Consider the following 12,511-nt stretch of genomic DNA (forward strand, 5'->3'; position numbering starts at 1 on the left):
CGTCGGCTGCGCTTCCAAACGACCGCCCTCGCCCGTAAGCGATCATTTCTGATATCGGAAGGTACGCCATGCGCAAGAAGATTGAGAAAAGCGATGCCGAGTGGCGCAGCCAACTCAGCCCCGAGCAGTATCGCGTCACCCGGGAAAAAGGCACCGAACCTCCCTTTAGCGGTGATCATCAGGTCAGAGAAGCTCAAGGGATCTATCACTGCGTCTGCTGTCACGCGCCACTGTTCGAAAACGAGCACAAGTTCGATGCCGGCTGCGGTTGGCCGAGTTTCGACCGCCCACTGGGTAAAGGCTCGGTAGAGGAGCATGACGACACCAGCCACGGCATGCAGCGCACCGAAGTGGTGTGTTCGCACTGCGATGCCCACCTGGGCCATGTTTTCCCGGATGGCCCGCCGGAATCGACCGGCCTGCGTTACTGCATCAACTCGGTGGCCATCGACTTCAACCGAGACGAGTGAGTCAAGCGACTCGCCGCCCTTCCCGCCTGAAACACATGATTCGCCATCGCTCCCCGTATGCAGCGAATCATGTGCGTCGTATCAAAGGCCAAATCGCACGCTCCTGCCCTTCCCCGCTGGCCCCAGCCGGCCGTCCATCTGCTAAGATGGTCGGCCGTTAGAAACGCGCAGGAGAAGAGGCCATGCTGGGCTGGTACCCAGGACACATGAACAAGGCACGCCGCCAGATCACTGAGGCGCTGCCGGAAATCGACGTGGTGCTGGAGGTGCTCGACGCCCGCCTGCCCTATTCCAGCGCCAACCCGATGCTGGCCGAACTCACCGAGCACAAGCCAGTGCTCAAGATCCTCTCGCGTGCCGACTTGGCCGACCCGGCGCGCACCCAGGAATGGGTGGCCTATTTCGATGCGCAGCCCGACACCCGAGCCCTGGCGGTAACCACCACCCAGACCCGCGAGCTCAAGCACATTCCCAAGCTTTGTCATGAGCTGGCCGGCGACGTGCGTGCCGACCGCGATGTGCGGGTGATGGTGATGGGCATTCCCAATGTCGGCAAGTCGACCCTGATCAATGGGCTCGCCAAGCGCAAGATCGCCAAGACCGGCAACGAACCGGCGGTGACCAAGCGTCAGCAGAAGGTGCGCATCGATGGCCGCGTGGCGCTGACCGACACGCCCGGGGTGCTATGGCCGAAGATCGAGGATCAGGCCAGTGCTCACCGACTGGCGGCCAGCGGCGCCATCCGCGATACCGCCATCGACTATCTGGACGTCGCCGTGGTCACCGCCGCCGAACTGGCCAAGCGCTACCCCGAGGCGCTGACCGGTCGCTACAAGCTCAAGGCGCTGCCGCCCTATCAGGGCAACGCCGCCGCCGACTCTGTCGAGGCCGATGGCCCTAAGCAGACCGACCTGCTGGCCGTGGCCGGCTTCGACGGCAACGCCATCGTGCGCGACATCGCCGCCAAGCGCGGCGGTCTGCGCGCGGGCGGCGAAGTCGACCTGCACCGGGGCGCCGAGGTGCTGCTGCATGAACTGCGCGACGGCAAGCTGGGCCGGCTGACCCTCGAGACTCCAGCGGACATTCCACCGCCGCCGGAGCCTGAAGCCGATGACGCCGACAGTGAAGACGCGCAAGCCAACGCCGATTCCTGACACCGTCAACGCGGCTGCGTAATGCGCCGACGATACGCGCGCCGGGCCCCGCGCAAGCGGGGCTACCCCTGGACACACTACCCGGACACCCCATGGATAACCCGACGTTCATCAACAAGTCCCATAAACTTCACAACGTCTGCTACGACATTCGCGGGCCGGTGCTCGACCACGCCAAGCGTCTCGAGGACGAAGGCCAGCGCATCCTCAAGCTCAACATCGGCAACCCGGCACCGTTCGGCTTCGAGGCACCGGAAGAAATCCTGCAGGACGTGATGCGCAACCTGCCCACCGCCCAGGGTTATTGCGATTCCAAGGGGCTCTACTCGGCACGCAAGGCGATCATGCAGGAATGCCAGCGCAAGCGGATTCCCGGCGTTGGCATCGAGGACATCTTCGTCGGTAATGGGGTTTCGGAGCTGATCGTGATGGCCATGCAGGCGCTGATCAACGACGGTGACGAGGTGTTGATTCCGGCGCCAGACTATCCGCTGTGGACCGCTGCCACCAATCTTTCAGGCGGCCGGGCGGTACATTATCGCTGCGACGAGCAGGCCGACTGGGCACCGGACATGGATGACATCCGCGCCAAGGTGACCAGCCACACCAAGGCCATCGTGGTGATCAATCCCAACAACCCCACCGGTGCCGTCTATCCCCCGGAAGTGACTCGCGAGCTACTGGAAATCGCCCGCGAGAACAACCTGGTGGTGTTCTCCGATGAGATCTACGACAAGATCCTCTACGACGAGGTAGAGCATGTTTCCACCGGGGCGCTCGCCGGTGATGACCAGCTGGTGGTGACCATGAACGGTCTATCCAAGAGCTATCGCTGCGCGGGCTTTCGCTCCGGCTGGATGATTCTTTCCGGCAACGTTGCCAAGCAGCGTGCCGCCGACTTCATCCAGGGCCTGAACATGTTGGCCTCGATGCGCCTGTGCGCCAATGTTCCGGCCCAGCACGCCATTCAGACGGCTCTGGGGGGCTATCAGTCGATCAACGACCTGGTCTTGCCCGGCGGGCGCCTCAAGGCACAGCGCGACATCACCGTCGAGAAACTCAACGACATCCCCGGCGTTTCCTGCACCACGCCCAAGGGCGCCCTCTACGCCTTCCCCAAGCTCGATCCCAAGGTGCACCCGATCGTCGATGACCAGAAGATGGTGCTGGACCTGTTGCTGCAGGAGAAGATTCTGCTGGTGCAGGGAACCGCCTTCAACTGGCCGGAACCGGATCACGTGCGCATCGTCACCCTGCCCTGGGCCGACCAGCTGGGAGATGCCCTGGAGCGCTTCGGTCGCTTCCTGTCGCGCTATCGTCAGTGACGGTGTTAAGCAACGACTTTATCGATCCGCGATCATAGGACTTGAAACCGACCCTCATAAGACGTATCTAAGCTAACGTATTGAACGCGCCGGCATCCGTCGGCGCCCAGCCCTCTTAGCGGGAGCTTACTCCACATGATGCGCATCCTTCTTTTCCTGGCTACCAACCTCGCGGTCGTGTTGATCGCCAGCATCACCCTGCGCTTGCTCGGGGTCGAGCCCTACCTGAACGCCCAGGGCATGAACATGAACAGCCTGCTGATCTTCTGCTTCGTGTTCGGCATGGCAGGCTCGCTCGTTTCGCTGTTCATTTCCAAGTGGATGGCCAAGCGCAGCACCGGCACCCAGATCATCGAACAGCCGAGCAACGCCACCGAGAAATGGCTACTCGAGACCGTCGCCGAGCTGGCGAGCGAAGCCGGCATCAAGATGCCGGAGGTCGGGATCTTCCCGGCGGAGCAGTCCAACGCCTTTGCGACCGGCTGGAACAAGGACGATGCCCTGGTCGCGGTCTCCTCGGGCCTGCTCAACCGCATGCGTCGGGAAGAGGTCCGTGCGGTGCTGGCTCATGAGATCGGCCACGTCGCCAACGGCGATATGGTGACCCTGGCGCTGATTCAGGGTGTGCTGAACACCTTCGTGATGTTCTTCGCCCGCGTCGTCGCTCAATTGGTCGACAGCTTCCTGCGCAAGGACGACAACGGTGGCCTCGGGTTCTTCGGCTACTTCGCGGTGGTGATCGTCGCCGAGATCGTCTTCGGTCTGATCGCCTCGATCATCGTCGCTTGGTTCTCGCGCTTTCGCGAGTATCGTGCCGACGCCGCGGGCGCCAAGCTCGCCGGCAGCGGTGCGATGATCAACGCCCTGGCGCGTCTCAAGGCCGAGCACGAAATGCCGGATCAGATGCCTGACACGCTGACGGCCTTTGCCATCACGACCGGCCAGAGCCGCAAGCTGATGGAGAAGCTGTTCGCCAGCCATCCGCCGCTGGATGATCGCATTCGCGCGCTGAAGGAATCGGCCTACCGCTGAGCCATCACTTCCCCGCCGGCAACGCTTTAAGCCGTAAAAACAAGGGCCCGCCCTCATCACGAGGGCGGGCCCTTTTGTTTCGACCTTTTATCTCGAGCACCGCTTGATGACGGAAGTGGCAGTCGAGCCCTAGCGGGCCTCGCTGACCAACGACTCGGCTATCGGCGTCGGCTCGCTGCCTTCGGCATCGTCGTCGGCCAGCGGCACGACCTTGAAGCCGACCATGGCATAGACGATAGCGAGGCCGAAGTTCACCAGGTTGAAGATGGCAAACGGCAGGTAGGACAGGGTCGCCACGCCGAGGGTGGCCGCCATGTAGGCGCCACAGCTGTTCCAGGGGATCAGCGGCGAGGTAATGGTCCCGGAGTCCTCCAGCGAGCGTGACAGATTGACCGGCGCCAGCCCGCGGCGACGGAACTCGGCCCGGTACATGCGCCCCGGCAGGATCACCGAGATGTACTGGTCACCGGTGATAATGTTCGATGAAAGCCCGGTGCCCAGGGTGGTAATGATCAGCGCTCCCGCACTCTGCGTGACCCCCAGCATACCCCTTACCAGGCGCTCCAGAAGCCCCAGACGCTCGATCACGCCACCAAAGGCCATCGCCGAAAGAATCAGCCAGATGGTATTGAGCATGCTCGCCATCCCGCCCTTGCTCAGCAGGTCATCGAACACCGCATTGCCGGTGTTCGCCACATAGCCATCAAAAAGCGCCATCCACACCCCCTTCAAGAGGGCCAGGGGCGTCGCCAGGTCGGCCGCGCCGGCCAGGGACAGCACCGCCTGAGGCTGGAAGATCACGGCAAATACCGCACCCATCAAGGCGCCGATAACGATGGTCGGAAAGGCCGGCCAGCGGCGCACCGCCATCACCAGCAGCATCGCCAGCGGAATCAGTAGATGCGGCCCGATGGCGTAACTGTCGTTGAGCCTGCCCTGCAGCGCCAGCACCTGCTCGGGGGTCGCGAGGCCAGCTTCGGCCTTGAGCCCCAATACCCAGAAGGCGATCAGGGCGATCACAAGACTCGGCACCGTGGTCCACAGCATATGGCGGATGTGCTCGAAGAGCTCGACTCCCGCGGCGGCCGGCGCCAGGTTGGTGGTATCAGACAGGGGCGAGAGTTTGTCACCGAAATAGGCCCCCGAAATCACCGCACCGGCGCTCACTGCGGGTGACAGGCCAAGGCCATCGGCGATGCCGATCAGGCCGATGCCCAGGGTGCCGGCTACGGTCCAGGAACTACCTACCGAGAGTGCCACCACGGCACACAACAGGCAGGCACTGGCATAGAAGTACTGCGGGGCAATCACGTCGAGCCCGTAATAGATCATCGACGGCACCACACCACCGAGGATCCAGGTACCGATCATGGCCCCTACGGCCAAAAGGATCAGGATGGCGCCCAGCGAGATCTGGATGCCGTGGTTGATGGCCTCTTCGATCTCATGCCAGCCATGGCCATTTTTCATGCCAACCAGGCCCGCCAACAAGGCGCCCAACAGCAGCACGACCTGATTGGGGCCCCAGGAGGCATCGGCACCGAACAGCACGACCGCCAGCACCAGCATGGTAACGACCACGGCCACCGGCACCAGCGCATCGAGAAAGGAAGGAGCGCGCACCTCGCGCGGCGGGGTATCAGACATGGTCTTGCTTCCCTCGGAAAATGAGCGAGCAAGCTTGCCTGTCCGTGATCATCTAGGGCAGCCCCGGTGTCCCTATCCTAGAGACGATGTCCCAGGATCGAAAAAGTGCAGGGCATTCTTATAAGACTAAGGTCGAAAATACGATCACTAGGCTGAGGCTTTACAGCCTGTGACCATGCCCCATCGCGGCTCAGGACCCGATCACGGCTTCATCCTGTGCCGGTAGCGCCTCTTCGAGATGCACCGCAAAGCCTGCCGCATCAAGCATCGGGGCGAGTGTCGATGCGTCCGTGCGCAGACGTATCGTCAGTGTCGAAAATTCGCGGCGCAGCGGGTACTCGCTGCGATAGGCATCAAACCCCGCGGCAAGGCCCCGCTCCCGCTGATAGCGCCGCAACCCATCGTGATCCCGGCGCACGTCATAGCAGGCGCGCACGCAGAGCCGGAGTGCCTCCCAGGGCGTGAGTCCCGCATCCAGTATCAGGCTGGGCAGGGGCGGCGGCGGCGCCAGATCGGAAAGCGCGACCCGCACCGGCAAGCCCAAGTGCTCCATGGCCGCGCGATACACCTGATGGGTACCGCGAAGCTTGCCATCCAGGCTGTGGCCGGCGATATGCGGGGTCGCGATATCGGCAAGCCTGAACAGGGGCTCGTCGATGGCCGGTTCATTTTCGAAGACATCCAGCACGGTGCGCAGATCCCCTCGCGCCGCCAATCGCGTCAGCAACGCCTGACCATCGACACAGTCGCCACGACCAGCATTGAGCAGCCAGCTGCCCGGCGCCAGGGCCGCGATGCGGTCCTCATCGAGCAGGTGATGGGTGCGATGCTTGCCTTCGCGCACCAGCGGGGTATGCAGACAGAGCACATCGCACTCATCGATCAACGTATCGAGGTCGTCGAAGGCCATCTCTAGCCCGACGTCCTGCTCGGCTTTTTGTTCCGCGAGCGGCGGATCACAGACCCGGCAGTCGAGCCCCAAGGCCGTCAGGCGTCGATAGAGTCGCCCCCCCACATTACCGGCACCGACGATACCGATCCGGCGCTGATCGAGCTCGACACCCTCGCGCTCGGCAAGCGTGAGCAGGCTCGAGAGCACATAGTCGACCACCGCCTCGGCATTGCAGCCCGGGGCGTTGGCGAAGCCGATCCCTCGGGCCTCCAGTGCCGCCTGATCAACATGATCGGTACCGATGGTGCAGGTGCCGACAAAGCGCAGCGTCGAGCCCTCGAGCAACGCCTCGTCGACCCGGGTGATCGAGCGCACCACCAATACCTCGGCCTCGGCGTCGCGCACCGCCTGGCCATCGATCTCGCGGCCGGGCAGTCGGGTGATCGGGCCAAGTTCAGCGAAACAGGTCTCGGCCTTGGGCACCTGGGAGTCGATAAACAAACGCATGGCAATTCCTTGCAGCTTCACAGGGTATTACGGGACGGGAACATACATGCCCATGGCAAGCGGGATGGGTTGTTCATGCCGGCCAGGCCGTTACAATAGCATGCCAGTCAGCCCTCGCAGGGTGGGCTTGCCTCCGACTACCTCTGTTTCCATATCCTTGTTGTCGCGCCCTATCTGTCGCGCATCAACCCGCCAGGAGCCGCCGTGATCGTTCGCTGGGAAAGTAATCATGACTATGTGCTGGTGCACGTGCATCAGGACATGTTCGGCGACTGGATCTTCAGCCGCGCCTGGGGCCAGATCGGCACTCAGTTTGGCGGGCTTCAGCATCGGCTGGCGGACGACCATGCCCAGGCCATGCTGTGGCTGGAGGACGTCGCCACCATCCAGACCTCCCGGGGCTTTCACAAGGTACTGGAAGCCCAGGACGACACCCCCGAGGGGCGCGATGCGGTCAAGCAGCTCTCACTGCTCGATGCCCTCTAGACGCTCGCCCTAGGCGTCATTCCTCAACGCCCGAGCCGCCAAGAAAACGGCGACCGTTTCGCATCACCGCACCTTTGACGTGACGCTCGTCCACCCCGGCAGGCTGCTGAACCTGCCGCCAGGCCTCATGATCCAGCCAGCTCCGAGCGGCGAGCCAGTCCGCCAGACGCTCGGGCTCGAAGCCCCGCTCCAGTGCCTGTCCCGCCGCATCTTCAAGCACCGGGATTCGCTCGCCGTAGCGCGCCAGCAGCGCCGCATCGTCTGATATCTCGACGCGCACGAGCGCTGGCGCCTCGGGTCCCAGCCGCGCAAGCCAGGCTTCCAGCTCCTCGCAGAGATGGCAACCCAGGGTGGTGTAGAGCGTCAGACGCGACTCGTTATTCATCCTTGCCTTCCGTCATACCGCGGCCCGATGCTTAATCAAAAAGCAGTGGTGCAAGTCGGGACGGCGTTGAAAATCCGGGTCAAAGGTCTTCGCCGATATGTCCTCCACCGCGAAGCGCTCGGCGATCGAGGCATCAAGCGCGAAACGCCGTTGGTTGTTGGAAAACACCAGAGTACCGCCCGGTGCCAGGCGTGCCATGGCCAGCTCAACGAGCCGAACGTGATCGCGCTGAATGTCGAGGGTCGCGTCCATCTTCTTCGAATTCGAGAAGGTCGGCGGGTCGAGGAAGATCAGGTCAAACTCGCTGCCGGCAGTCTCGAGCCAGCGCAGGCAATCGTCGCGCACCACCCGATGGCGACTGGGGTCGAGGCGGTTCAGGGCGAAGTTCTCCCGCGCCCACTCGAGATAGGTATTCGAGAGATCGACACTGACACTATCGCTTGCGCCGCCTTCGGCTTCGGTACCCAGGGCAGCCTGCACGGTCGCGGTGGCGGTGTAGCAGAAAAGGTTCAGGAAACGCGCGCCCGGCGCCATCTCGGCCAGCAGCCGGCGCACCGGCCGGTGATCAAGGAAGAGCCCGGTATCCAGGTAATCGCGCAGGTTGACCCAGAACACCGCCCTGCCCTCGCGAACCTGAAAGCGCTCGCCGCTGGCGGCGTGTTTCTGGTACTGAGCCTTCCCCGACTGGCGCTCGCGCTGCTTGATATGAACATGCTCAGGCGAGACCCCGAGCACCTCTGGAATCACCCCCAAGGCATCGAGCAGCCGGCGCTGGGCCTGATTGGCATTCACCGACTTGGGCGGCGCGTACTCCTGCACATGCACGCGATCACCGTAGACATCGATGGCCAGGGCGTACTCGGGCATGTCGGCGTCATACAGCCGGTAGCAGGACTCTCCGCTGCGCTTCAGCCAGGACTTGAGCCGCTTGCGGTTCTTCTGCAGACGATTGGCGAACATTTGCGCCCCTTCCGAGCGCGACGGTTGCTCGGAAGGCTGAGCGGCCGGCTTCTTCGAGGCCTGATGAGAGGCCTTTTCGGGGATGCTGCCAGCCCCCTCGTGGGTCTGGCCGTCAGCGGCTGGCTGACCCTCGACGATACGGCGCTTGCTAGGCGCGGTCGACTCGGGTTCAGATGCCTTCGCCTGCCCCTGATCCAGTTCGATCAGCAGCAGTTTGCAGTCCAGAGGGCCGTTCTTGAAGGCATACTGCTTGGAAGCCCGAAGCCCCGTGCGGTGGCCAAGCTCGGGGTTACCGGTCAACATCGCCAGGCGCCAGCCAGGGAAGTGTGCCTGAGCGCGAGCGCCGAGGGTCGCATAGAGCGGTACCAACTCTGGCAGCTCGCCGATACGCTCGCCATAGGGCGGGTTGGTGATCAGGAGCCCTTGAGCATCGGCGGGCAGATCGTCGGGACGAGACAGCTGCTTGACCGATGCTCCCTGGAAGTCGATCAGCGCCGGGATGCCGGCCCGCATCGCATTGGCGCGAGCCGCCGAGATCGCTTGAGGGCTCTGGTCTCGACCATAGATCTTGGCCTTGCAACGCTTGCGGCCAAGGCTGGCCCGGGCCTCGGCCTCACGCTTGACCTCCTGCCACAAAGCCTCGTCGTGGCCTGCCCAGCCATGAAAGCCGAAGCGCTCGCGCAACAGGTTCGGCGCCACATCGGCCGCCATCAGCGCGCCCTCGATCACCAAGGTGCCCGCACCACACAACGGATCAATCAACGCTTCGCCTGCCTTGGCACGTGCCGGCCAGTCGGCGCGCACGAGCAGTGCCGCCGCGAGGTTTTCCTTGAGCGGCGCGTGACCGAGTTCACGTCGATAGCCTCGACGGTGAAGACTTTCACCGGACAGGTCGATGCCAAGCATCAGGCGGCCACGATGCAGGTGCGCATAGAGGCGCAGGTCGGGTTCACGCGGGTCGACGCTTGGCCGTTCGCGGCCGGTACGTCTCAGGGCGTCGACGACGCCATCCTTGACCGTTTGAGCACCGAAGCGGGTATGACGAATGGCATCTGACAGGCCATGAAAGTCTACTGCGAGCGTCTTGCCCAGGGGCAGGTGATCGCGCCAATCGATGGCTTCGGCGCAGGCCTTGATCTGTTCAGGCGTTTCGATGCCCTCTTCTCGCGACAGGCTGAGAACGATGCGATTGGCCAGGCGTGACCACAAGCAAGCGCGATAAGCTGCTTCCAAGGGGCCAGAAATATGCACTCCGGCCACGGTGGTCTTGGTGATTGCCATCCCGAAGGTCTCAAGCTCCTCGGCCAACAAGAGCTCCATGCCTTTCGGGCAGGTGGCAAATAACGTCAATGTTTCAATATCTTGTGAATCTTTCATGAAAAAGCCACCTGGCGCCATGCGCCGTCATATTCCTGAAAAGCTGTTTTGGTAGTACGCTTATTCCAAATCGCCTGTCGACATGGGCTAGGCGGGTGCGCTAGTTGTAGAGGGGTAGCTACGCGGTACGCATGTATTATCTGGTTCAAGGACGCTATCGGCATCAGGCGCTGAGCCTCGGTTTTGCGGTTAGCTTTTGGCAATCTGTGCTCGTCCCAGCCTATGCCCCATTAATACTGGTTTGCAGTTGAAACTGGTTCATCAAGAGGCCATCCGATGAAACGACAGAAACGTGATCGCTTCCAGCGCGCTTATGTTCACGGTTACAAGGCAGGGATCAGCGGCCGTTCCCGTGATGAATGTCCCAGTCAGGAAGTTAATCTTCGCGAATATTGGATGAGCGGTTGGCGTGAAGGTCGAGGGGATCAGTGGTCGGGCATGACAGGCGTGTCCGGCATTCACAAAAATCCAATGGTCATGTAGTCCTTTTCGTGAAGCCCCTGTTCATGTAGCTCTGGTTCACACAATTCCCCGGATTCATGCCCCAAGGCCCGTGTACTCACGGGCCTTTTTGTCTCCATCTGATCGGGCTTTCGGCGTCGAACTGACTGCCTGACAGGCCTCGTGTTGAGCCAAATGCTGGCTGACCTTTCCCTAACTTGGCGACGATCCGACGCTTAAGCCAGTGCCCTTTGTGTGCCTGACGATGCGGGTAAGCAAAGGCACCTGAACGATGGATTACTGGGCCGCCAGTTTAAGTGCCCGGCTGCATTCGCCTACCAGAGGCGGGCCACGATAGATGAAACCGGAATAAAGTTGTACCAGGTCTGCCCCGGCCCCACGCTTGGCGATAGCCGCCTCGCCACTGTCGATGCCGCCGACGCCGATAATCGGCATATCCGGCAGCCTGCGTCGCAATTCGCGAATCACTCGATTAGACGATTCAAACACCGGACGGCCCGAGAGCCCGCCCGCCTCGTCGGCGTGGGCCATTCCGGCAACCCCTTCTCTGGCAAGGGTAGTGTTGGTCGCGATAACGCCATCGATACTATTGGCGACCAGTGCCTCAGCCACCAACCCCACCTCTTCGCTACTCATGTCAGGGGCGATCTTCACTGCCAGGGGCACGGTCCTGTCGCTAGCGTTATCGAGGCGCAAGCTTTTCTCGCGCAGCGCACCGAGCAAACGATCCAGATGCTCACCGAACTGCAGGTTACGAAGCCCAGGCGTATTGGGCGACGAAATGTTGACCGTGATGTAGTCGGCGTGAGCATGTACTCGTTCCAGACATATCATATAGTCGTCTACCGCCTGCTCTACCGGCGTGGTCAGGTTTTTGCCGATATTGATGCCGATCAATCCGTCATAGCGGCTCTTCTTGACCCGTTCGATCAGATGGTCGACGCCCGCATTATTGAATCCCATACGATTGATGATCGCCCCCGCTTCCGGTAGGCGGAACAGACGCGGCTTGGGGTTACCCAGCTGCGGCTTCGGGGTAACGGTGCCGACCTCGACGAAACCAAACCCCAGCGCACCAAGCGCATCCAGGTGATCGGCGTTCTTGTCGAGTCCTGCGGCAAGGCCTACCCGGTTGGGAAAACGCAGCCCCATCAGCTCAACAGGGTCGTCGACACGCTCGCCACCACCAAGCTTGCCGGACATCCCCAGCCGATGTGCCAGATCAAGTGCCGTCAGAGTCACACCATGGGCTGCCTCGGGGTCGAGGCGGAAAAGTATCGAGCGGGCAGCGGCGTACATGGAACTCCCTGAGCTTGTGAACACGAATGGACGAACGCGAACAGGTTAACAATCACGAGTAGAAAATCGGCCAGGATTATAGCGCACACAGTCCCTAAACGACGAACCCCGCACAGGGCGGGGTCGCATCGGAGAAAACGGCATCAGGACGCTCTCAGTGAGCGATCTCACCGTCGGTAAACAGGAACTCACGCAGGTGTGCATCCATGGTCTTGTCATGACGACGAATCCACTCGAGTGTCATGACTGCATGCTCCTTTTCCTCATCTCTGTTATGAATCAGAATCTTACGCAATTCAGGATCCTGACAGGCATCGACTCGCTGGTTGTACCAGTCGACCGCCTCCAGTTCCTCCATCAGCGAGACAATGGCTCGATGATAATCACGCGTGTCGGCACTCAATTCTTCCACCGGCTCGTGATAGCTGTCACTGCTGCCTGCCATGGGCCTCTCCTTTTGTGGTCTACTGGTGGTCTGCTGTACGTATCCAACGTTAGGCCAAAGCGGCGTCGCT

The 12,511-nt window shown here is 62.0% G+C and carries 12 protein-coding genes; 6 read left to right on the top strand and 6 right to left on the bottom strand.

What is annotated here, in order from left to right; all coding sequences use genetic code 11:
• The first annotated feature begins 68 nt into the window (after window positions 1-68).
• From msrB to htpX, 4 genes are all read left to right on the top strand, one after another.
• Window positions 69-470 (top strand): peptide-methionine (R)-S-oxide reductase MsrB, encoded by a 402-nt coding sequence (msrB, locus tag ETC27_RS04595; RefSeq protein ID WP_136253835.1) that lies wholly within the window; start codon window positions 69-71, stop codon window positions 468-470.
• A gap of 182 nt (window positions 471-652) precedes the next feature.
• On the top strand, window positions 653-1,624 hold the full coding sequence (gene ylqF / locus ETC27_RS04600; RefSeq protein WP_136253836.1) for a ribosome biogenesis GTPase YlqF: 972 nt from the start codon (window positions 653-655) through the stop codon (window positions 1,622-1,624).
• A 92-nt stretch (window positions 1,625-1,716) separates the two neighbouring features.
• Window positions 1,717-2,949: a pyridoxal phosphate-dependent aminotransferase gene (locus tag ETC27_RS04605; RefSeq protein WP_136253837.1), complete on the top strand. Its 1,233-nt coding sequence runs from the start codon at window positions 1,717-1,719 to the stop codon at window positions 2,947-2,949.
• A 135-nt stretch (window positions 2,950-3,084) separates the two neighbouring features.
• Complete coding sequence (htpX, locus tag ETC27_RS04610) at window positions 3,085-3,981, top strand: protease HtpX (RefSeq protein ID WP_136253838.1); 897 nt, start codon at window positions 3,085-3,087, stop codon at window positions 3,979-3,981.
• Between the two features lie 129 nt (window positions 3,982-4,110).
• On the opposite strand, the gene nhaC is transcribed toward htpX, so the two are convergent.
• Together nhaC and pdxB are read right to left on the bottom strand one after the other, a co-directional pair.
• On the bottom strand, window positions 4,111-5,628 hold the full coding sequence (gene nhaC / locus ETC27_RS04615) for a Na+/H+ antiporter NhaC (protein WP_136253839.1): 1,518 nt from the start codon (window positions 5,626-5,628) through the stop codon (window positions 4,111-4,113).
• Window positions 5,629-5,818: 190 nt separating this feature from the next.
• Window positions 5,819-7,027: a 4-phosphoerythronate dehydrogenase PdxB gene (pdxB, locus tag ETC27_RS04620; RefSeq protein ID WP_136253840.1), complete on the bottom strand. Its 1,209-nt coding sequence runs from the start codon at window positions 7,025-7,027 to the stop codon at window positions 5,819-5,821.
• Window positions 7,028-7,231: 204 nt separating this feature from the next.
• On the opposite strand from pdxB, the gene ETC27_RS04625 reads away from it, so the two are divergent.
• Complete coding sequence (locus ETC27_RS04625; protein ID WP_136253841.1) at window positions 7,232-7,513, top strand: WGR domain-containing protein; 282 nt, start codon at window positions 7,232-7,234, stop codon at window positions 7,511-7,513.
• 16 nt (window positions 7,514-7,529) lie between these two features.
• Here ETC27_RS04625 and ETC27_RS04630 read toward each other — a convergent pair whose 3' ends face one another.
• On the bottom strand, window positions 7,530-7,898 hold the full coding sequence (locus ETC27_RS04630; protein ID WP_136253842.1) for a glutaredoxin family protein: 369 nt from the start codon (window positions 7,896-7,898) through the stop codon (window positions 7,530-7,532).
• Between the two features lie 12 nt (window positions 7,899-7,910).
• Window positions 7,911-10,235 (bottom strand): bifunctional 23S rRNA (guanine(2069)-N(7))-methyltransferase RlmK/23S rRNA (guanine(2445)-N(2))-methyltransferase RlmL, encoded by a 2,325-nt coding sequence (gene rlmKL, locus ETC27_RS04635; RefSeq protein ID WP_136253843.1) that lies wholly within the window; start codon window positions 10,233-10,235, stop codon window positions 7,911-7,913.
• 276 nt (window positions 10,236-10,511) lie between these two features.
• Between rlmKL and rmf the strand changes: the two genes are divergently transcribed.
• Window positions 10,512-10,718, top strand: coding sequence for a ribosome modulation factor (rmf, locus tag ETC27_RS04640; RefSeq protein WP_136253844.1), 207 nt, complete (start codon window positions 10,512-10,514; stop codon window positions 10,716-10,718).
• Window positions 10,719-10,973: 255 nt separating this feature from the next.
• Here rmf and ETC27_RS04645 read toward each other — a convergent pair whose 3' ends face one another.
• Window positions 10,974-11,996, bottom strand: coding sequence for a quinone-dependent dihydroorotate dehydrogenase (locus ETC27_RS04645; RefSeq protein ID WP_136253845.1), 1,023 nt, complete (start codon window positions 11,994-11,996; stop codon window positions 10,974-10,976).
• Window positions 11,997-12,150: 154 nt separating this feature from the next.
• Window positions 12,151-12,441 (bottom strand): encapsulin-associated ferritin-like protein, encoded by a 291-nt coding sequence (locus ETC27_RS04650; RefSeq protein ID WP_136253846.1) that lies wholly within the window; start codon window positions 12,439-12,441, stop codon window positions 12,151-12,153.
• Window positions 12,442-12,511: the final 70 nt, after the last annotated feature.

The sequence above is a fragment of the Onishia niordana genome, assembly GCF_004798965.1.
Classification (GTDB): Bacteria; Pseudomonadota; Gammaproteobacteria; order Pseudomonadales; family Halomonadaceae; genus Onishia; species Onishia niordana.

What these genes read in the sequence shown, in the direction of transcription:
- msrB (WP_136253835.1), top strand. Translation starts at nt 69, where the DNA reads ATGCGCAAGAAGATTGAGAAAAGCGATGCCGAGTGGCGCAGCCAACTC.
- ylqF (WP_136253836.1), top strand. Translation starts at nt 653, where the DNA reads ATGCTGGGCTGGTACCCAGGACACATGAACAAGGCACGCCGCCAGATC.
- ETC27_RS04605 (WP_136253837.1), top strand. Translation starts at nt 1,717, where the DNA reads ATGGATAACCCGACGTTCATCAACAAGTCCCATAAACTTCACAACGTC.
- htpX (WP_136253838.1), top strand. Translation starts at nt 3,085, where the DNA reads ATGATGCGCATCCTTCTTTTCCTGGCTACCAACCTCGCGGTCGTGTTG.
- nhaC (WP_136253839.1), bottom strand. Translation starts at nt 5,628, where the DNA reads ATGTCTGATACCCCGCCGCGCGAGGTGCGCGCTCCTTCCTTTCTCGAT.
- pdxB (WP_136253840.1), bottom strand. Translation starts at nt 7,027, where the DNA reads ATGCGTTTGTTTATCGACTCCCAGGTGCCCAAGGCCGAGACCTGTTTC.
- ETC27_RS04630 (WP_136253842.1), bottom strand. Translation starts at nt 7,898, where the DNA reads ATGAATAACGAGTCGCGTCTGACGCTCTACACCACCCTGGGTTGCCAT.
- rlmKL (WP_136253843.1), bottom strand. Translation starts at nt 10,235, where the DNA reads ATGAAAGATTCACAAGATATTGAAACATTGACGTTATTTGCCACCTGC.
- rmf (WP_136253844.1), top strand. Translation starts at nt 10,512, where the DNA reads ATGAAACGACAGAAACGTGATCGCTTCCAGCGCGCTTATGTTCACGGT.
- ETC27_RS04645 (WP_136253845.1), bottom strand. Translation starts at nt 11,996, where the DNA reads ATGTACGCCGCTGCCCGCTCGATACTTTTCCGCCTCGACCCCGAGGCA.
- ETC27_RS04650 (WP_136253846.1), bottom strand. Translation starts at nt 12,441, where the DNA reads ATGGCAGGCAGCAGTGACAGCTATCACGAGCCGGTGGAAGAATTGAGT.